The organism is Streptomyces sp. NBC_00223 (assembly GCF_036199905.1).
In the GTDB taxonomy this organism is placed as follows: Bacteria; Actinomycetota; Actinomycetes; order Streptomycetales; family Streptomycetaceae; genus Actinacidiphila.
The window spans coordinates 7777072-7793957 of sequence record NZ_CP108109.1 but is presented as its reverse complement, the minus strand read 5'-3'; the positions used below and the strand labels follow the sequence as shown (position 1 = coordinate 7793957).

The 16886-nt window shown below is 74.5% G+C and carries 16 protein-coding genes; 5 read left to right on the top strand and 11 right to left on the bottom strand.

Features of this window, described 5'->3' with window-relative positions:
* Window positions 1-77: 77 nt before the first annotated feature.
* Both OHA30_RS33105 and OHA30_RS33100 read right to left on the bottom strand, forming a co-directional pair.
* On the bottom strand, window positions 78-1520 hold the full coding sequence (locus OHA30_RS33105) for an MFS transporter (protein WP_405784868.1): 1443 nt from the start codon (window positions 1518-1520) through the stop codon (window positions 78-80).
* Entirely contained in the window at window positions 1513-1959 is a 447-nt protein-coding gene (locus tag OHA30_RS33100) for a MarR family winged helix-turn-helix transcriptional regulator (RefSeq protein ID WP_328917547.1), read from the bottom strand. Before OHA30_RS33100 ends, OHA30_RS33105 begins: the two co-directional genes overlap by 8 nt.
* A 262-nt stretch (window positions 1960-2221) precedes the next feature.
* Between OHA30_RS33100 and OHA30_RS33095 the strand changes: the two genes are divergently transcribed.
* Window positions 2222-2746 (top strand): GNAT family N-acetyltransferase, encoded by a 525-nt coding sequence (locus OHA30_RS33095; protein WP_328917546.1) that lies wholly within the window; start codon window positions 2222-2224, stop codon window positions 2744-2746.
* A gap of 30 nt (window positions 2747-2776) precedes the next feature.
* Here the strand turns inward: OHA30_RS33095 and OHA30_RS33090 are convergent, their stop codons facing one another.
* Window positions 2777-3268, bottom strand: a complete 492-nt coding sequence (locus OHA30_RS33090; RefSeq protein WP_328917545.1) for a rhodanese-like domain-containing protein — start codon at window positions 3266-3268, stop codon at window positions 2777-2779.
* A 94-nt stretch (window positions 3269-3362) separates the two neighbouring features.
* On the opposite strand from OHA30_RS33090, the gene OHA30_RS33085 reads away from it, so the two are divergent.
* On the top strand, window positions 3363-3809 hold the full coding sequence (locus tag OHA30_RS33085; RefSeq protein ID WP_328917544.1) for an Lrp/AsnC family transcriptional regulator: 447 nt from the start codon (window positions 3363-3365) through the stop codon (window positions 3807-3809).
* Here the strand turns inward: OHA30_RS33085 and OHA30_RS34150 are convergent.
* The 3 genes from OHA30_RS34150 to OHA30_RS33065 all read right to left on the bottom strand — a co-directional run bounded on the left by OHA30_RS34150 (window position 3799) and on the right by OHA30_RS33065 (window position 9633).
* Entirely contained in the window at window positions 3799-7716 is a 3918-nt protein-coding gene (locus tag OHA30_RS34150; protein ID WP_405784872.1) for an AAA family ATPase, read from the bottom strand. The genes OHA30_RS33085 and OHA30_RS34150 overlap by 11 nt on opposite strands.
* Window positions 7716-8876 carry an exonuclease SbcCD subunit D gene (locus tag OHA30_RS33070; protein ID WP_328917543.1) on the bottom strand — a complete coding sequence of 387 codons (1161 nt, stop codon included), beginning with the start codon at window positions 8874-8876 and terminating at the stop codon, window positions 7716-7718. The genes OHA30_RS34150 and OHA30_RS33070 overlap by 1 nt, the downstream gene beginning before the upstream one ends.
* Before the next feature lie 130 nt (window positions 8877-9006).
* Window positions 9007-9633, bottom strand: coding sequence for a YigZ family protein (locus OHA30_RS33065; protein ID WP_328917542.1), 627 nt, complete (start codon window positions 9631-9633; stop codon window positions 9007-9009).
* Between the two features lie 124 nt (window positions 9634-9757).
* Here OHA30_RS33065 and OHA30_RS33060 point away from each other — a divergent pair, with 124 nt between their 5' ends.
* Window positions 9758-10165 carry a CoA-binding protein gene (locus OHA30_RS33060; RefSeq protein WP_328917541.1) on the top strand — a complete coding sequence of 136 codons (408 nt, stop codon included), beginning with the start codon at window positions 9758-9760 and terminating at the stop codon, window positions 10163-10165.
* 55 nt (window positions 10166-10220) lie between these two features.
* Here OHA30_RS33060 and OHA30_RS33055 read toward each other — a convergent pair whose 3' ends face one another.
* The 4 genes from OHA30_RS33055 to OHA30_RS33040 form a co-directional block, all read right to left on the bottom strand.
* Window positions 10221-10751 (bottom strand): YbaK/EbsC family protein, encoded by a 531-nt coding sequence (locus tag OHA30_RS33055; protein ID WP_328917540.1) that lies wholly within the window; start codon window positions 10749-10751, stop codon window positions 10221-10223.
* 107 nt (window positions 10752-10858) lie between these two features.
* Window positions 10859-11677: an acyltransferase gene (locus OHA30_RS33050; RefSeq protein WP_405784874.1), complete on the bottom strand. Its 819-nt coding sequence runs from the start codon at window positions 11675-11677 to the stop codon at window positions 10859-10861.
* 25 nt (window positions 11678-11702) lie between these two features.
* A complete protein-coding gene (locus OHA30_RS33045; protein WP_328917539.1) occupies window positions 11703-12359 on the bottom strand; it encodes a DedA family protein in 657 nt (218 codons plus the stop codon).
* A gap of 162 nt (window positions 12360-12521) precedes the next feature.
* A complete protein-coding gene (locus OHA30_RS33040; RefSeq protein ID WP_328917538.1) occupies window positions 12522-12974 on the bottom strand; it encodes a DUF4442 domain-containing protein in 453 nt (150 codons plus the stop codon).
* A 72-nt stretch (window positions 12975-13046) separates the two neighbouring features.
* Here OHA30_RS33040 and OHA30_RS33035 point away from each other — a divergent pair, with 72 nt between their 5' ends.
* Both OHA30_RS33035 and OHA30_RS33030 read left to right on the top strand, forming a co-directional pair.
* A complete protein-coding gene (locus tag OHA30_RS33035) occupies window positions 13047-14222 on the top strand; it encodes a hypothetical protein (protein WP_328917537.1) in 1176 nt (391 codons plus the stop codon).
* 164 nt (window positions 14223-14386) lie between these two features.
* Window positions 14387-15793, top strand: coding sequence for an MFS transporter (locus tag OHA30_RS33030; protein ID WP_405784876.1), 1407 nt, complete (start codon window positions 14387-14389; stop codon window positions 15791-15793).
* Here OHA30_RS33030 and OHA30_RS33025 read toward each other — a convergent pair.
* Window positions 15733-16596, bottom strand: coding sequence for a spermidine synthase (locus tag OHA30_RS33025; protein ID WP_405784877.1), 864 nt, complete (start codon window positions 16594-16596; stop codon window positions 15733-15735). The genes OHA30_RS33030 and OHA30_RS33025 overlap by 61 nt on opposite strands.
* Window positions 16597-16886 lie beyond the last annotated feature (290 nt).

Here is a 16886-nt window from a genome sequence, read left to right as displayed (position 1 = left end):
CCGGCCCCACCGGGCCGGGCTCGCGCGTTGAGGCGTGCCGGCGGACGCCCACGAAGCGGAGTTGAGCCCCGGGGGTTCTACGCCGCCTGCGGCGCGCCCGCCGGGGTGTCCCCGTCCGTCGCGCGGCCGAGTGTGCGGTCGAAGAGGGTCAGGAGAAGGTAGAGCACGCCCGCGCCGAGCATGATCCAGACGAGGTGGTGCATGCCGCCGGTGTCCGCGCGCTGCCCGAAGGAGGCGGCCGTGGTGGAGGAGGCGACCATAGACCCGACGTAGGCGAAGGTGCGCAGCAGGCCGGCCGAGGAGGCGGTGCGCTCGGGGTCGGCCTGGAAGTAGACGGAGTTCTGGAGGGCCAGGTTGTTCAGCCCCTGCGGGACCCCGAAGATCAGGGCGACGAGAACGAGCGTCCACACGGGGCTGTCGCCGGTGAGCCTCAGCATCACCACGCAGGCGACGATCTGCCCGAGCGCGCCGACGAGCAGCTTGCCGCGTACGCCCTTGCGCCGACCGGTGACGATCGAGACGCCGATGGCCACCAGGAACATGGGAATCTGCACCAGCCCGGCGTGGAAGGGCGAGAGCCCGAAGCCCTCCTCCGTCCACTGGCTGAACCCGTAGAGGAAGGAGTACGCGACGACGTAGGCGACCAGTGCGCGCCCATAGGTGACCAGCAGTGGTGTGTTGCCGCCCAGTACCCGCAGGTCGATGAACGGGCTGGGGGCCCGTAGCTCCCGTATCCCGAACGCGGCGCTCGCGGCGGCGGCGATCACCAGCAGGTACCAGTCGCGCGGGTGCAGGTTCATCAGGAACAGCAGCAGCGCGATGAGCATCGCGGCGAACAGTGCCATGCCGGGCAGGTCGAGCCGGGCGGCGAGGCGGCCGCGCTGCGGGGGCTTCCCCGTACCGGCTTCTTTGGGGGCCTCCTTGGGCAGCCTGAGCAGCCCCAGCAGCACGGCCGCGACGGCCAGCGGCACGTTCAGCGCGAAGGTGGCGCGCCAGCCGCCGAGTCCGATCAGCAGGCCGCCCAGCAGCGGGCCGATCACGGCGATGGTCTGGTTGGCGACGGCCAGGGCGGTCAGTATTCCGCCGGGACTGTCGTGTCCGGTGCGCCTGGCCTCGCTGCGCAGCAGCGCCATCGCGGCGGGATACCCGGCGCAGGTGCCGAACCCGAGCAGGACCCGCGAGGCGATCAGCACCCCGAGGTTCGGCGCCAGGGTGCCGACGACACCGGCGACTCCGACGAGGCTCGTGCTGACGAGGAAGAGCCTGCGCGGCCCGAAGATGTCGATGAGCCGGCCCACGACGGGCTGCCCGAGAGCGGTGGCCAGATAGAGGGCCGAGACCAGCCACGCGGTCTGCGAGGGCGGCGCGTGCAACGCGTTGCCGATGGGGACGAGCGTGACGGCGATGATCGTGGAGTTGATCGGGTTCAGGACCGAGCCCAGCAGCATCGGCGGCAGCAGCCGCCGGTCGAAGCCGGCCGCCGCCGTCCTGTCCCGCCCCTCGGTTATGTGATCAGTCATGGGTGAGGCGCTCCAGCACTGCCATGGCGGCGATCACGGCTCTCCGTTCCTCTTCCGTGCACTTGTCCTGCAACTCACCGGCGAGCCATTCCTGCCGGGCCTGCCGCCCCTCCTCCACCCGCCGGTGCCCCTCGGCGGTCAGCGCGATCAGCAGCCGGCGGCCGTCGTCGGGGTCGGGCCGCCGTTCCACCAGCCCCAGGGCGGTCAGCGACGCGACCGTCGCCGTCATCGACTGGTGGCGCACTCCCTCGGCCGAGGCCAGCTCACTGGCCGTGACGCCCTGCTGGCCCGACAGCCGGCTCAGCACGGATGCCTGGCCCAAGGTGATGTCCTCGGCCTCGGCGGCGTTCAGGATGCGGCGCCGCAGCCGGCTGATGACCGCGCGGACCTCGCGCGACGCCTGGACCGCCGAGGGGGACGGACGGGGGCTCTCCTGCATGCGTCCCACCCTAGAACCCGCAGCTTGAGTTGTACAGTTTCACCTGTACAGCTTGCCCTGATCGACGGGCCCAGGCCGCCGGGCCGGACCCCGCCGCCGCCCGGTGGCGTCCGGCGGGGGCTGGCGGCGTCCGGCGGGGTGCCGGAGCCGGGCGGCGTCCGGATGCCACCGCTTCTTCGGCCCCCGAGCCGTTAGTCTGCTGCTTTCCGGACGCGAGCCGGCCCGGCTCCTCCTGACACGTCGAACAAGGCGGTACGGCCCGATGACCCTGCACGCTTCCCATGACGGCGGAGCCCTGGTGCTGACCCAGGGCCGGCTGACCCTGCGCGAGCAGCTCCCCGCGGACGCCGCGCAGTTGGCCGAGGGCAAACCCGCCCGGCTGACGTGGATAGACGGCGTGCCCGGCGAGGGCACGATCGGCGCGGCCTCGATGACGGTCGCCTCCGCCGCCGTGGGCGTGTACTGCGGGGGCTGGGGCCTGTTCGCGATCACCCGGACCGAGGACGGCACGGCGCTGGGCGGCGCCGGTTTCCACGGCCCGCCGGACGAGGGCGCCGTGGAGATCGGCTACGACCTGTCCGTGTCGGGCCGCGGCGCGGGCTGGGCGACCGACGCCGCCCGCGCGCTGTGCCAGTGGGCGCTGGCCCAGCCGGGCGTCCTGGTGGTGCAGGCCACCACCGAGCCGGGCAACCGCGCCTCCCAGGCCGTACTGGAACGGGTCGGCTTCCTCCGCGTCGCCGACCGCGGCGAGCTGTGGGCGTACGAACTCACCTCGCCGCCCGCCTGACCGCCGCGCCCGCCCCCGGCCCGACCGGTCTCACCCGCAGCCGCACTCGCCCTCCGCCACGGGCGCGGTCAGCGGGTCCGGGTCGCGCCGCGCGGGCCCGGCGGCGGTCTCGTACGCGAAGCCCTCGCGCATCCAGTACTCCATGCCGCCGAGCATCTCCTTGACCCGGTGGCCGAGGGTCGCCAGGGCCAGTGCGGCGCGGGTGGCGCCGTTGCAGCCGGGACCCCAGCAGTAGACGACCACGGGCCGGTCCGGGTCGAGCAGTCCGGGGGCGAGCCGGGGGATCTCGGCGGTGGGCAGATGGACGGCGCCGGGGATGTGCCCCTGCTCCCACGCCTCGGCGCTGCGGGAGTCGACCAGGGTGAACCCGGGGTCGCCGCCGCCCGCGAGCGCGGCGGCCACGTCCGAGACGTCGGCGTGGAAGGCGAGGCTCGCGGCGAAGTACGCGGCCGCCTCGGCGGGAGCGGCGGGCGGCACCCGCAGGACCGGGTGGCCGGCGAGCGGCGTCGGTGTCGTCGTCATGGCGGGAAATCTACGGTCACCGTGGTCCGCGCTGAAGGGGAGATCCACGGCGTTGTCTTTGCGTGGCGGGGGAATCCCCGGCACTCTGGGCGGCATGACGATGTTTCCCCTGGACGCCACCGACTGGCGGCTGCTCGAAGCGCTCCAGCGCGACGGCCGCGCCACGTACGCCGAGCTGGCCCGTACCGTGTCGATGTCGCCGAGCGCGGTCACCGAGAGGGTGCGGCGGCTGGAGGAGACCGGAGTGATCACCGGGTACACGGCGGTGATCGACCACGAGCGGATCGGGCTGACGGTCCGCGCGATGGTCCGGCTGCGCTACCCGACGGGCAACTACAAGCCCTTCCACGACATGCTCGCCGTCACCCCCGAGGTGCTGGAGGCCCACCACGTCACGGGCGACGACTGCTTCGTGCTGAAGGTGGCGGCGCGCTCGATGCGGCACCTGGAGGAGATCACCGGCCGGATCTCGGGGCTCGGCGCGGTCACCACGAGCGTCGTCTACTCCTCGCCGCTGGAACGCCGCCCGCTCATCCTCTGACCGCGCCCGTGCGCTGCCGGACCGTGGAGCCGTCCCGGCCTTTGACGACCCGCAGTTGGGCGGGGATACGGTGCCGCAGATCGGCCACGTGGCTGACGATGCCGACGGCCCTGTCCCGCTCCCTCAGCCCGTCGAGGACGTCCAGCACCTCGTCGAGGGTCTGGTCGTCCAGGCTGCCGAAGCCCTCGTCGATGAAGAGCGTGTCCAGGCGGGTGCCGCCCGACTCGTCGGTCACCACGTCGGCCAGGCCGAGCGCGAGGGCGAGCGAGGCGAAGAACGTCTCGCCGCCCGACAGCGTCGAGGTGTCGCGCTCGGTGCCGGTCCAGGCGTCCACGACCATCAGTCCGAGACCGGACTTGGCCCGCCCGCCGCCCCGCGCGTCGGTGTGCACGAGCGTGTAGCGGCCGCCGGACATCCGCTGGAGCCGTACGCCCGCGGCGGCGGCGACCTGTTCCAGCCGGGCGGCCAGGACGTAGGTCTCCAGCTCCATCCGGTACTGGTTCTCGGTGGTGTTCGCCGAGGTCAGGTCCGCCAGGTGCTTGATCCGGGTGAACTCGGCGCGGGCCGGGCCGAGTTCGCGGGCCCGGCCGGTGGCCAGGGCGCTGAGCCGGTCGAGTTCCGCGCACGCGGTGGCGGCGGCGGCCTCGGCGGCGGAGGCGGCGCGCAGCCGGCGGTTGGCGGCGTCCAGGACGGCCGTCGCGGCGGCCGGGTCGGCGGGTGGGAGGGCCGCGGCGGCGACGGTCTCGGGCGCGGTGGCGTCGGCCTCGACGGCGGCTTCCTCCTTGGCCCATGCCTCGGCCCGGAATTCGGCCTCCGCCAGCCGGGCGGGCGGCAGCAGCGCGGCGGCGGCCTCGGCGGGGGACGCGAACCCGGCCCGGGCGGCGGCGTCCGCGAGCGCGGCTTCCGCCGCGTGGAGCCGTTCCGCGGCCTCGGTACGGCCCCGCACGGCGTGGACGGCCCGGTCGAGCAGGGCGATACGGGTGGTGAGGTGGTCCCGGCGGGCGGCGACGCTGGCGTGGCCCGCGCGTGCCTTGGCGACCTCGGCGGTCAACTGCTCGTACTGCGCGTCCAGTTCCTCCCGGCGGGAGGTGCGGGCGGCGGTCCGGCTGAGCGCGTCCTGCCGCTGGGCGGCGCGCCGGTCGCGTTCCTCCTCGGCGCGGGTCAGCGCGTGGCGGGCCTCGGCCACGTCGGCGGCCGCGCGGACGGCGGCGGTGTGCCGCGCGGCGGATTCGGCGTGGGCGGCGGCGAGTCGGTCCCGGGGGGCGTCGCCGGCGGTGGCCGTGGCCGCCGCGAGGGCGGCCCGCAGCCGGGCGACCTCGTCGCGGGCCCGCTCGTAACGGGCCGACTCCCGCTGGAAGTCGGCGTAGGCGGTGTCCTCGTCGGCCCGGGTGACCTGCTGGGCCGCGGGGTGCGCGGGGGCCGGGTGCTCGGGGGCGCCGCAGACCCGGCAGGGCTCGCCGTCGACGAGTTGGGCGGCCAACTCGGCGGCGATGCCGGTGATACGCGCCTCGCGCAGGTCCTGCCAGGTCTCGCGGGCGGCCGCGGTACGGTCCCGCGCGTCACGGGTGTTGTCCTCGTGCCGGGTCGACTCCGCTGCCAGCGCGTCGCGTTCGGCCGCCGCGTCGCTGCGGCGCCGGGCCGCCTCCACGTCGGCGGCGAGCGCGGCGGCCCGGTCGGCGGCGTCCAGCCCCGCGTCGAGCCGGGCCTGCAGGGCCGCTCGCGCGGCGGGCCACTCCTCCAGCCACGCCTGGGCGTCCCGCAGCGCCTCCTCGTCGGTGCGCTCCTCGCGGGCCAGCGTGGCGCGGCGCTCGGCGATCTCCCGCGTCCGCGCCTCCAGCGCGACGGCAGCGCCGAGCCCGCCGAGTTCTTCGCGCGCCTCCCCCGCCCGCCGCACGAGCACGGCGCCCACTCCGTCGGAAGGTTGCCCCACGGAAAGGCCACCGACGACCCCCGCCGGACCGCCTCCCGGCCCCACGGCGACCCCGCCACCGCCCGCGGTGCGCGGCCCGTTCACGACCGGACGGGCGTCCGAACCGGACTGCCGCCCCTCCGGCCCCGAACCGACCTCTGCTGCACGACTGTTGGCCCCGCCGGGCACACGCCCGCCCTCGGGCGGACCGACGTCCGAACCCCGCTGCTGCGGCGCGGCCAGCCGGGCCTCAGACCCCGAACCAACGCCCCCAGTGCGGTTGTTGACCGTATCGGCCAGCCCGGACGACGCGCCAAGTGCGTGACCGGGCCCCGCCGGGCCCGGCAGAACGGCGCCGAACTCCGAACCAGGCACGCCAGCACGGCTGTTGCCCACACCGGTCGGCCCGGACCCCTCACCGGACAGACACCCTTCCCCCAGCGGACCAACGTCCAAGCCCCGCTGCTGCGGCGCGGGAAGCCGGGCCTCAGACCCCGAACCAACGCCCCCAGTGCGGCCGTTGACCGGATCCGCCCGCCCAGCCGCATACCCACCCCCGGGCAGAGCGGCGACCGAGCCCGGCAGGACGGCGCCGAACTCCGAACCAGGCACGCCAGCACGGCTGTTGCCCACACCGGTCGGCCCGGACCCCTCACCGGACAGACACCCTTCCTCCAGCGGACCGACGTCCAAGCCCCGCTCCGGCGGCGCGGACAACCCGGTCGCAGACCCTGAACCAACGCCCCCAGTGCTGTCGTTGACCACGCCGACCCGCCCGGCCGCCACGCCGGGTGCGTGACCGGGATCGGCCGGGCCCGGCAGGGCGGCGTCGGCCGACGAATCGGCGTTCTCGGCAGGGGCGGGCGGGCCGGAGTGTTCGGATACCGCGTCTGGCGGGGTGGCGGTTTGGTGGGGGGCTCGGGCCGAAGGGAGCGAGGGCAGCCAGGGCGGCTCGCCCGCTTTCCGTAGGGACGCCGTCGCGTTCCGCTCCACCTCCAGGGCGTACTCGTACCGGCCTACGGCCTCGCTCCGCAGCGCCAGGGCCGGTTCGACGGTCGCGGCGCGGCGGGCGCGGGTCAGGGCCGTACGGGCGGCGGTACGGGCGGGCGCCTCCAGGGCGAGGGCGGCGGCCCGCCCGAGCGCTTCCGCGTGGCGGGCCTGGAGGGTGTGCAGGGCGCGGGCCTGCTCCGCCCGCTCCGCGGCCACCGCGTAGGCGCCCTCGGCGTGCCGCACCGCCGCGCGAGCGATCCCGTACCGCTCACGCGCGGTGGACCGCAGCACCGCGGCCCACTCCAGGACGTCCGCCCCCTCCCCGGGATCGTCGTCGGGCCCGGGGCCCGCGGCCTGCCGCATACGGCCGGCCAGTTGGGCGAGTTCGGCGTCGCCCTGCGCGAGCAGCTGCGCCGATTCCTGCCTGCGGTCCCGCAGCCAGTGCTCGACGGACTTGAAGCGCCGGGTGTCGAAGAGCCGCCCGAGCAGCGCGGCCCGTTCCGTGGCGCTCGCCCGCAGGAAGGTCGCGAACTCGCCCTGCGGCAGCAGCACCACCTGGCAGAACTGCTCGCAGCTCATCCCGACGAGCTGCTTGATCTCCTCGCCGATCTCCTGGTGCGACTTGGAGACTCCCCGCCACTGCCCGCCGATCTGCTCGCGCAGCAGCGTGACGGCCTTGTCCATGGTCGTGCCGGTGCCGCGTTTCTTCGCGCGGGGCTGCTCGGGGCGCCGGGTGATCTCCAACCGCCGCCCGCCGAGGGTGAGTTCGAGGACGACCTCGGTCGGTGTGCCGGGCGCGGCGTGGTCGCTGCGCAGCCGGGTGGCGGGCCGGGCGCCGGGCACCTGACCGTAGAGCGCGAAGCAGACGGCGTCCAGGACGGAGGTCTTGCCGGCGCCGGTCGGGCCGTGCAGCAGGAAGAGCCCCGCGGCGGACAGTTCGTCGAAGTCGACGGACTGCGGGGCCGCGAAGGGCCCGAACGCGGTGAGTTCGAGGCGGTGCAGTCGCATCAGTCGCGTTCCGCCCGTACGGAGTCGGCCCGCACCGCGTCCAACGCCTCCCGCAGCACGGCGCGTTCACGCGTGTCCGGCGCGTGGCCGCGTACGTGGGCGACGAAGTCCTCGGCGATCTGCTGGTCGCTGCGGCCGCGCAGCCGCTGCGCGTAGGAGGCGAGCGGGTCCTCGTCGGCGGCTTCGGGGTCGAAGGCGAGGGCGAGGACGTGCGGGAAGCGCGCGGCGAGGGCGGCCATCGGCTCGTGCGGGCGGAAACGGTCGGTGAGGGTGGCCTCGACCCAGGCGCCGGTGTGGCGTTCGAGCGCGGGGTCGGCGAGCAGGTCGTCCAGCCGGCCCCGGATGCGGGCGAGCGGGCGCGGCACGGGCGTGTCGATCCGCTCGGCGTCCACCTCGCCGCCGGGCCCGAGGGTGACCAGCCACATGCTCTTGCGGTGGTGCACCTCGGAGAAGGAGTAGGCGAGGGGCGAACCGGAGTACCTGATCCGCGCGTTGAGCGTCTGGCAGCCGTGCAGATGGCCGAGCGCGGTGTAGTCGACGCCGTCGAAGAGGGCCGCGGGCACGGCCTCGACGCCGCCGGCGGTGATGTCGCGTTCGCTGTCGCAGGGCGCGGCGCCGGTGACGAAGGCGTGCGCGAGGACGACGCTGCGGGTGCCGGCCGGGCGCCCGGCGAGATCCGCGCGCACCCGGTCCATGGCGGCGCCGAGCACCGCCGTGTGGTCGGCCCGCTCGGCGCCGAACTCCTCGCGGGCGAGGGCGGGTTCGAGGTACGGCAGTCCGTAGACGGCGACCTCGCCGTGCTCGTCGGACAGTACGACGGGCCGGTGGCAGGTCGCGGGGTCGGTGCGCAGGTGGATGCCGGCCCGGCCCATGAGTCCGGCGCCGACGCCGAGCCGCCGGGCCGAGTCGTGGTTGCCGGAGATCATCACGGTGGGGACGCCGAGGTCGGCGAGGCGGTGCAGCGCGTCGTCGAAGAGCTCGACGGCGCTGAGCGGGGGGACGGCCCGGTCGTAGACGTCCCCGGCGACGAGGACGGCGTCCACCCGCTCGGCGCGCACGGTGGCCACGAGGTGGTCGAGGAAGGCCCGCTGGGCGTCGAGCAGGCTCACCCGGTGGAAGGACCGTCCCAGATGCCAGTCCGACGTGTGAAGCAAGCGCATGATCCCCAGAGACTAACCCGCCGTGCCACCGGCCGTGGCACGTACCCGTGATCGGGGCACGCGCGGCCGAAGCGGCGACCGGCGGGACCGACCGGGTCGTGCGGCAGCGCCGTACGGCCGGGTCGTACGGTCATACGTCGACGTACGCGCTGCCCTCGGTCGTGACGACGGCCGTGCCCGAGGTGGCGTCGGCGAGCCAGGAGCGGAAGGCGGGCACGTCGGCCTCGGGGACGCCGAGGCGGAAGGTGACGGCGGCGGTGTACGTCACCTCGCGGACGGTGTGCCCGGCGGTGCGCAGCTCGTTCTCCAGCCGCCCGGCCCGCTGGTGGTCGACGGTGACGGTGACCAGGGCCAGCCGGCGCCGCTCGACCGTGCCGATCTCGTCCAGCGCGGCGGAGACGGCACCGCCGTACGCCCGGGCCAGGCCGCCCGCGCCGAGCTGGATGCCGCCGTAGTAACGGGTGACGACGGCGACGGTGTCGCGTACCTGCCGGGCGAGCAGCACCTGGAGCATGGGGGTGCCCGCGGTGCCGCCGGGCTCACCGTCGTCGCTGGCGCGGTGCAGGCGCCCGTCGGGGCCGATGACGTACGCGAAGCAGTTGTGGCTGGCGCCCGCGTGCTCCTTGCGGACACCGCGCACGAACTCCTGGGCCGCGTCCTCGCTCCCGGCGGGCGCCAGCGCGCACAGGAAGCGCGAGCGTTTGATCTCGCTCTCGTGCACGCCCGCGCGCGCCACCGTCAGATACCGGTCGGTCATCCTTTCAGCCTAAGCGCGGGAATGGTCACGCCCGGACCGTCGTTCGACCAGGCGACAGACGACAGAGGGAACAGACAGGCGAGGGCGGCCGGCGACGAGCGGCCGCGAAGGGCTGGAGGACGGCGTGTACGGCGACACGGAGACGGTACGGAAGATCCTGACCGGCACGGGCGACACCTGGGCGGTGGTCGGCCTGTCGAACAACACCGCGCGGGCCGCGTACGGCGTGGCCTCGGTGCTCCAGCGTTTCGGCAAGCGGGTCGTGCCGGTCCACCCGAAGGCGGAGAGCGTGCACGGGGAGCAGGGGTACGCCTCGCTGGCGGAGATCCCCTTCCCAGTGGACGTGGTGGACGTCTTCGTCAACTCCGACCTGGCGGGCGGGGTCGCCGACGAGGCGGTGGCGGTGGGCGCGAAGGCCGTCTGGTTCCAGCTCGATGTGATCGACGAGGGGGCGTACGACCGCACGCGCGCGGCCGGTCTCGACATGGTGATGGACCGCTGCCCCGCGATCGAGATACCGCGCCTGGGCTGACGCGGGTACGGGGTCGCGGGCGCCGAGGGACCGGTCGGGGGCCGCGGGGGCGCGGTCAGACGCCGAGGCCGTCGAGGACGACCGCGCCGGGCAGCGCGGCCAGCACCTTGCCGGGGACGATCAGCTTTCCGCGCCGGGCTCCGCTGCCGATGACCAGGTAGGGCGCCTCGACCACGGCCGCGTCGATCAGCAGCGGCCAGTCGGCGGGCAGCCCGACCGGGGTGATCCCGCCGTACTCCATGCCCGTCTCGCCCACGGCCGTGTCCATCGCCGCGAAGGACGCCTTGCGCACACCGAGGTGGCGGCGGACCGTGCCGTTGACGTCCACACGGGTGGTGGAGAGCACCAGGCAGGCGGCGAGGGTGATGTCCTGGCCGCGCTTGCCCGCGACGACCACGCAGTTCGCGGACTTCTCCAGCAGGTCCTGGCCGTAGGCGGCGACGAAGTCGGCGGTGTCGGCCTTGGCCGGGTCGGTGTCGACGAGGATCATCTCGGCGGTGACCGCGGCGGCGACCGGCGGGGGCAGCAGCTCACGGCGTTCGGTGGCGGGGTGGACGACCTCGAAGGTGCCGATCGGTGCGCGCATGGGCTTGAACCTAACAAACGCGGACTGTGCGCCGACGCTGCGGGGAAGGCGGCCGCACTCTCACACGGCGGGCTTGACTCCGGCCGACCCTCGCGGCGCCGCCGGCCTCACACGCCGGGCGGGCCAGGGGTCGGCCCGTGCCACGGGGGGCCGGGCGCCTGGCTCGCGTCGGCGGGCTCCGCGGACTCCTCGACGTCCAGCAACTGTTCGGGGCTCACGTCCGCCGGGAAGGGCGAGGGCGCCGGGGTGCGCAGCGGCGGGTCCCAACTCCGGGTCTCCGGCAGCCAGCGCCGTACGATCCGGGCGGGCGCGCCCGCGACCACCGCGTAGTCGGGCACCTCGCCGCGTACGACGGCGCCCGCGCCGACCACGACGTTGCGGCCGAGTGTCGCGCCGGGCAGGAGTACGCAGCCCGCGCCGAGCCAGCTCCCGCTGCCGACCTCGACCGGCGCCGAGCGCGGCCACTGCTCGCCGATGGGCTGGGTGATGTCGTCGTAGGAGTGATTGAGGCTCGTGACGTAGACATACGGGCCGCAGTAGACCTTCTCGCCGAAGACGATCGGGGCCAGGGCCACGACATGGCTGCCCCGGCCGATGACGACGCCGTGGCCGAGCCGTATGACGGGGTCGGGGCCGAAGCCGGTGCCGCCGGGCATCAGGCCGACGGTGAGGGTGACCTGCTCCCCGATGACGCAGTGGTCGCCGAGGTGGATCCAGGGCTCGCCGAAGACGGTCCCCTGCGGGAAGGCGAGCCGGGTGCCGTCGCCGATCCGGCCGAAACGCAGCGGCCCCGGGCGGTCCGCGGTGACCGCGCCCGTGTCCCGTACCCACTGCCAGCCGCGGTGCACCAGACGCGAGGTCGCGCGGCGGCGCCAGGCCGCGGCGCCCGCCATCGCGGAAAAGAACACGTTCTCATTCTCGGGCACGTGCCCACCGTATACGGCGCGGGCCCTACTCCCCGGCCTGCACCGCCGCGACCTCGGGCTCGGCCGCGGTTTCCATTTCCGCCTGCATCTTGGCCGCGCGCCGCTTCACGAACAGCATCGAGCCGACGCCGAAGAGGACCGCGATGGCCAGCCCGATGTAGCCGAAGCGCTTGAGCCAGGGTTCGGCGACGACGCCCACGTAGTAGATGACGGCCGTGATGCCGCCGGCCCAGACGACGCCGCCGAGCGCGTTGGCGGTGAGGAACTTCGCGTACGGCATCTTGAGCACGCCCGCCAGCGGTCCGGCGAAGATCCGCAGCAGGGCGACGAAGCGGCCGAAGAAGACCGCCCACATGCCCCAGCGCTGGAAGGAGCGCTCGGCGGTGGCCACATGGCCTGGTGAGAAGTGCTTGGGGAATCTTCGGCCGAGCCGTTCCAGCAGGGGTTTGCCCCCGCGGTGTCCGATCGAGTAGCCGATCGAGTCGCCGCCGATCGCGCCGATCATCGCGCTGACCGCGACCAGCCACGGATTGACGTTCCCCTGTGACGACATCAGCGCGGCCGTCATCAGGACGATCTCGCCCGGCAGCGGAATGCCCAGGCTCTCCAGTCCGATGATCAGGCCGACCATCAGGTAGACCGCGATCGGTGGGATGCCGTCGAGCCATTCCTGGACGTGCACAGCCGGTTCCCTCCCCGCGACGACAGTCGGAGCGCGCACCCTGGCGCACTGCTGGGAAGCCTAACCGACCACGCGGACTTTCCGGCCCGGCGAACGGGGCCGACGGGATCGTCCTGCCAGGTCAGCCGTTGCCGACTGCCGGGACCGGCGGTGCCGGCGCGGTCAGTGGTTCGGGCGCAGGGTCCAGACGATGGTCATCCGCCCGGTCTCGGCGTCGTCCGCGCGCCGGATGACCACCTCGACGGGGAATTCGGGGCGCTCCCCCGCGTCCAGCTCCGCGACGACCTCGGCCACGGGCCTGCCGAGCCGCGCGGTCGCGGTCACCGGGCCCTTGGCCAGCTTGCTGTAGCCGATCTCGGCGCGCACGGCCAGCGGCACGGCACGGCCGAGCTGGTCGCCGAACGCGGCGAGCACGATCGCGCCGGACGCGGACTCGGCGAGGGTGAACATCGCCCCCGCGTGCGGGCCGGCGACATGGTTGTGGAAGTCGGGCTGGTCGGGCAGCAGGACGACCGCGCGCTCGGGGGTGGTCTCGGTGAACCGGAGGTTGAGGGTGCGGACCATCGGCACGGTGGCCGCCATCATGTCGCCTATGGAGGGCAAGGTCTCGGTCATGCCCGCAGGTTACCAGCGAGTAGGGGTATCCGGCGTGGAACCGCGGGCCAGGCTCCCCTAGTGTTTCCCGCCATGTGGCCAGGAGACCAGCAGCCCGGGGGACAGCAGAATCCGCAGGGCAATCCCCCTCAGCAACCGCAGGGACCGTACGGACAGCCCAGCCCGTACGCGCACCCCGGATACCAGCAGCCGGGCCCTCAGCAGCCGGCCCCCCAGCCCGGGTATCCGCAGCCCGGCTACCCGCAGCAGCCGGGTTACCCGCAGCAGCAGCCGGAGTACCAGCAGACGCAGCCGTACGGTGCGCAGTCGCCGTACGCCCAGCCCGGCTACCAGCAGCAACCGCCGCCCGGGGGCTATCCGACCCCGCAGCAGTGGGGTCCGCCCGTGCCCGGCGGACCCGGCGGGCAGCCGCCGCGCAAGGACCGCAGGAACCTCACCGTCGGCATCGCGATCACCGCGGCCGTCGCCGTGATCGCCGCCGTGGTGGTCGGTGCGGTCTATCTGACCGACGGTGACAAGAAGGACGACGCCAAGGACGGCCCGACCTCCACGCCGACCGCGACGGCCCCTACCTCGGCCACCGCCACACCGACCCCGACCGACACCGGCGCCCCAGAGACCGACGACCCGGACAACCCGCGCGGCGCGCCGGACACCATGGACGTCAAGCCGGTCGTCCCCGGCTGGAAGGTGGTCAGGCGCGGCGAGCGCAATGTCGCCTTCGACGTGCCGCCGGACTGGAGCGTCGACAGCGAGGGCATGACGATCGGCTTCGAGGACAAGGACGGCAAGCCCGCCGTCGCGATGAGCGCCCCCGCGTACTACAAGCACAACTGGTGCAAGACGGCCAACGGCACGGCCGACCGCGCGGTGGTCGGTACCAAGGGCGCGAACGGCGCGACCAGCGTGCGCAACGCCGCCGAGGTGCAGGCCACGGCGTGGGCGTACTGGGGCTACCAGGACAACGGCAAGGGCACCTTCTCCAAGGCGCTGAACAGCAAGGCGTTCCAGAACTCGTACGGCATATCCGGCTGGCAGGCGCAGGCCACCGCGACGGACGTCCCCAAGGCCAACAAGTGCTCGGCGGACGGCGAGGCGTACACGGTCGCGTGGGTCGACCCGGCGCAGAGCGACCCGGCGAAGTCGCTCGTGGTGTGGGTGCTGTACGCGGACCGCGGAGTGCCCGACCAGCTGGCCGAGGCGACGATCGACAAGATCAAGAGCACGATCCGCCCGCTGAAGAAGTAGCGCGGCCTCACGCGGCCCGCCCGCCGGCCCGCACTCCGGTCCGCCCGCCGGTCCTCTCGAAGGCGGGCGGTCGGGCGGTGGCGTGCGCCGGAGCGCGTGGGCGGCGGGGGCCGTCGGGCGGATATCCCCTGGCGCCGGGCCGGGCGCTCGGGGATAGTGCCCGGGTGAAGCGGAAAGACCCGGCCGGCCCCCCGCGGCGCGCCCCCGTACCCCCGTCGTCGCGGCAGCGCCGCCGCCCGCGCGGAGCGGCCCGGCTGGCGGCCTTCCCGCCCTGGGCCGGCCGGAACTACCGGCTGCTGGTCTCCGCCTCCTTCATCACCAACATCGGCAACTCGGGCGCGCTGATCGCCGCCGCCTACGCCGTCATCGAGAGCGGCGGCAGCGCCACCGACGTGGGTCTGGTGGCCGCCGCCCGCACCCTGGCGATGGTGGTCTTCCTGCTGGTCGGCGGGGCGCTCGCGGACCGGGTGCCGCGGCAGCGGGTGATGGTCGGCGCGAACTCGGTCAACGCCCTCTCCCAGGGCCTGTTCGCCCTCCTGGTGCTGACCGGGTCTCCCCCGCTGTGGCAGATGGCGGCGCTCACCGGGATCGGCGGCGCCGCGCATGCCTTCTTCTCGCCCGCCTCCGAGGGCATGGTCCTGTCGACCGTCGAGACCGCGCACGCGGGCAAGGCGTTCTCCGTCTACCGGCTGTCGATGAACGGCGCGACCATCGGCGGCGCCGGACTGGGCGGCGCGCTGGTGGCGGCCTTCGGGCCCGGCTGGGTACTGGCGATCGACGCGGCCGGATTCGTCCTCGCCGCGAGCCTGCGCTCACGGCTCGCGGTCGCCGCCGCCGACCGTCCGGACCGCTCGGGGAAGCCGGGCGGCATCCTGGGCGATCTGCGCGAGGGCTGGCGGGAGTTCGTGTCGCGCCCCTGGCTGTGGGGCATCGTCGTGCAGTTCGGCGTGGTCAACGGCATGCTCGGCGCGTCCGAGTCCGTCTACGGCCCGCTGGTCTCCCGCGAGCACCTGGGCGGCGCCGGCCCCTGGGGCATCGCGCTGGCCGTCGGCGGGGTCGGTACGGTCTGCGGCGGGCTGGTCATGCTGCGCTGGAGACCGCGCCGCATGCTGCTCTCCGGCACCCTCGGCGTCTTCCCGATGGCCCTGCCGGCCGTCGCGCTCGCGCTCGCCCTTCCGCTGTGGCTGCTGTCCTTGTCCATGTTCGCGGCGGGCGTGGGCATCGAGGTGTTCGCGGTGGGCTGGATGCTGGCCCTGCACCAGGAGATCCCCGAGGAGAAGATGTCCCGGGTCTCGGCGTACGACTGGCTGGGCTCGGTGGCGATGATGCCGCTGGCGATGGCGCTGGCCGGCCCGGCGGCCGACGCCTTCGGCCGGACGGAGGCGCTGTGGGGGTCGTCGGCGCTGATCGTCGTGCTGACCGCGGCCGTACTGCTGCTGCCGGACGTACGGCGGCTGGAGCGCGCGCACCCGGCGGTCCGGACCGTGGCGGCGGGTACGGCGGCCGCCGGTCAGCCGACGGTGAAGGCGCCGTCCGGCGGGGCGGGCGAGGGTGTGGCGGAGGCGTCGTAGACGGGCGTGCTCCCGGTGAGGCGGTCGAGCGGGCGGCCGTGCACGACCCGGGCGGGGAAGGCGTCGCCCGCGCAGAGCCGGGCCAGCGCGTCGACCGGGAGCGGGCGGCGGGAGGCGGCCAGCACGGTGTTGCCGAAGCGGCGGCCGCGCAGCACACCGGGCTCGGCGAGTACGCAGATGTCGGCGTCCGGGCCGAACGCCGCGCGTACGGTGGCCAGTTGGGAGCCGAGGAAGGGGAAGGGCGCGGTGTCGGCGAGGTTCGCCACGTACAGCCCGTCCGGGCGCAGTACGCGCAGCGCGTCGGCCGCGAACTCGACGGAGGTGAGGTGGGCCGGGACGCGGGAGCCGCCGAAGACGTCCGTGATCACGGCGTCGGCGCTCGCGTCGGGGCGGGCGGCGAGCCAGGCGCGGGCGTCGGCGGTGCGCGTCTCGATGCCGGTGTCGTCCGCGGCGAGCGGCAGGTGTTCGGCCACGAGCGCGGCGAGGGCGCGGTCCGCCTCGACGACGTGCTGCCGTGAGCCGGGCCTGGTCCGGGCCAGCCAGCGCGGCAGCGTCAGCGCGCCGCCGCCGAGGTGCACGGCGTCCACGGGCGTGGCGAACGCGGCCCGCAGTGCGCAGGCGATCCGCCGGACGTACTCGAACTCCAGGTGCGTGGGGTCGTCCAGGTCCACGTACGACTGCGGGGCGCCGTCCACGGTGAGCAGCCAGGCGCGGGCGCGGTCGATGTCGGGCAGCAGTTTCGCGGTCCCGAAGTCGACGGGCCGCGTGACGGGTACGGGTTCTTCCTGGTCCTCCACCCTCACATCCTCCCAGCCACCGCACCCCGTCCCGCGGCCGGCGCCGGGGGCGCGAGCCGGAGCATGTACCCGGCGTGGGAATGTCGGCTCACGCAAGCCGAACGCGCCACGCCCGCGCGAGCGGTGGACGCGGCCCGCGTGGCGACTCGCCCCCGCCGGAATGCCGGCGACCGCTTCGCCCACCCGTCCGGCGGGCCACCGCCGCAACTCACGCCGGCGCGCTGCGCGGGCGCCGGCGCGTGTGTGACGGCGCGTCACGTTCCCTCCGTACAGACGAGCGCCGGAGAAACTTCACT

What these genes read in the sequence shown, in the direction of transcription:
- OHA30_RS33105 (WP_405784868.1), bottom strand. Translation starts at nt 1,520, where the DNA reads ATGACTGATCACATAACCGAGGGGCGGGACAGGACGGCGGCGGCCGGC.
- OHA30_RS33100 (WP_328917547.1), bottom strand. Translation starts at nt 1,959, where the DNA reads ATGCAGGAGAGCCCCCGTCCGTCCCCCTCGGCGGTCCAGGCGTCGCGC.
- OHA30_RS33095 (WP_328917546.1), top strand. Translation starts at nt 2,222, where the DNA reads ATGACCCTGCACGCTTCCCATGACGGCGGAGCCCTGGTGCTGACCCAG.
- OHA30_RS33090 (WP_328917545.1), bottom strand. Translation starts at nt 3,268, where the DNA reads ATGACGACGACACCGACGCCGCTCGCCGGCCACCCGGTCCTGCGGGTG.
- OHA30_RS33085 (WP_328917544.1), top strand. Translation starts at nt 3,363, where the DNA reads ATGACGATGTTTCCCCTGGACGCCACCGACTGGCGGCTGCTCGAAGCG.
- OHA30_RS34150 (WP_405784872.1), bottom strand. Translation starts at nt 7,716, where the DNA reads ATGCGACTGCACCGCCTCGAACTCACCGCGTTCGGGCCCTTCGCGGCC.
- OHA30_RS33070 (WP_328917543.1), bottom strand. Translation starts at nt 8,876, where the DNA reads ATGCGCTTGCTTCACACGTCGGACTGGCATCTGGGACGGTCCTTCCAC.
- OHA30_RS33065 (WP_328917542.1), bottom strand. Translation starts at nt 9,633, where the DNA reads ATGACCGACCGGTATCTGACGGTGGCGCGCGCGGGCGTGCACGAGAGC.
- OHA30_RS33055 (WP_328917540.1), bottom strand. Translation starts at nt 10,751, where the DNA reads ATGCGCGCACCGATCGGCACCTTCGAGGTCGTCCACCCCGCCACCGAA.
- OHA30_RS33040 (WP_328917538.1), bottom strand. Translation starts at nt 12,974, where the DNA reads ATGACCGAGACCTTGCCCTCCATAGGCGACATGATGGCGGCCACCGTG.
- OHA30_RS33035 (WP_328917537.1), top strand. Translation starts at nt 13,047, where the DNA reads ATGTGGCCAGGAGACCAGCAGCCCGGGGGACAGCAGAATCCGCAGGGC.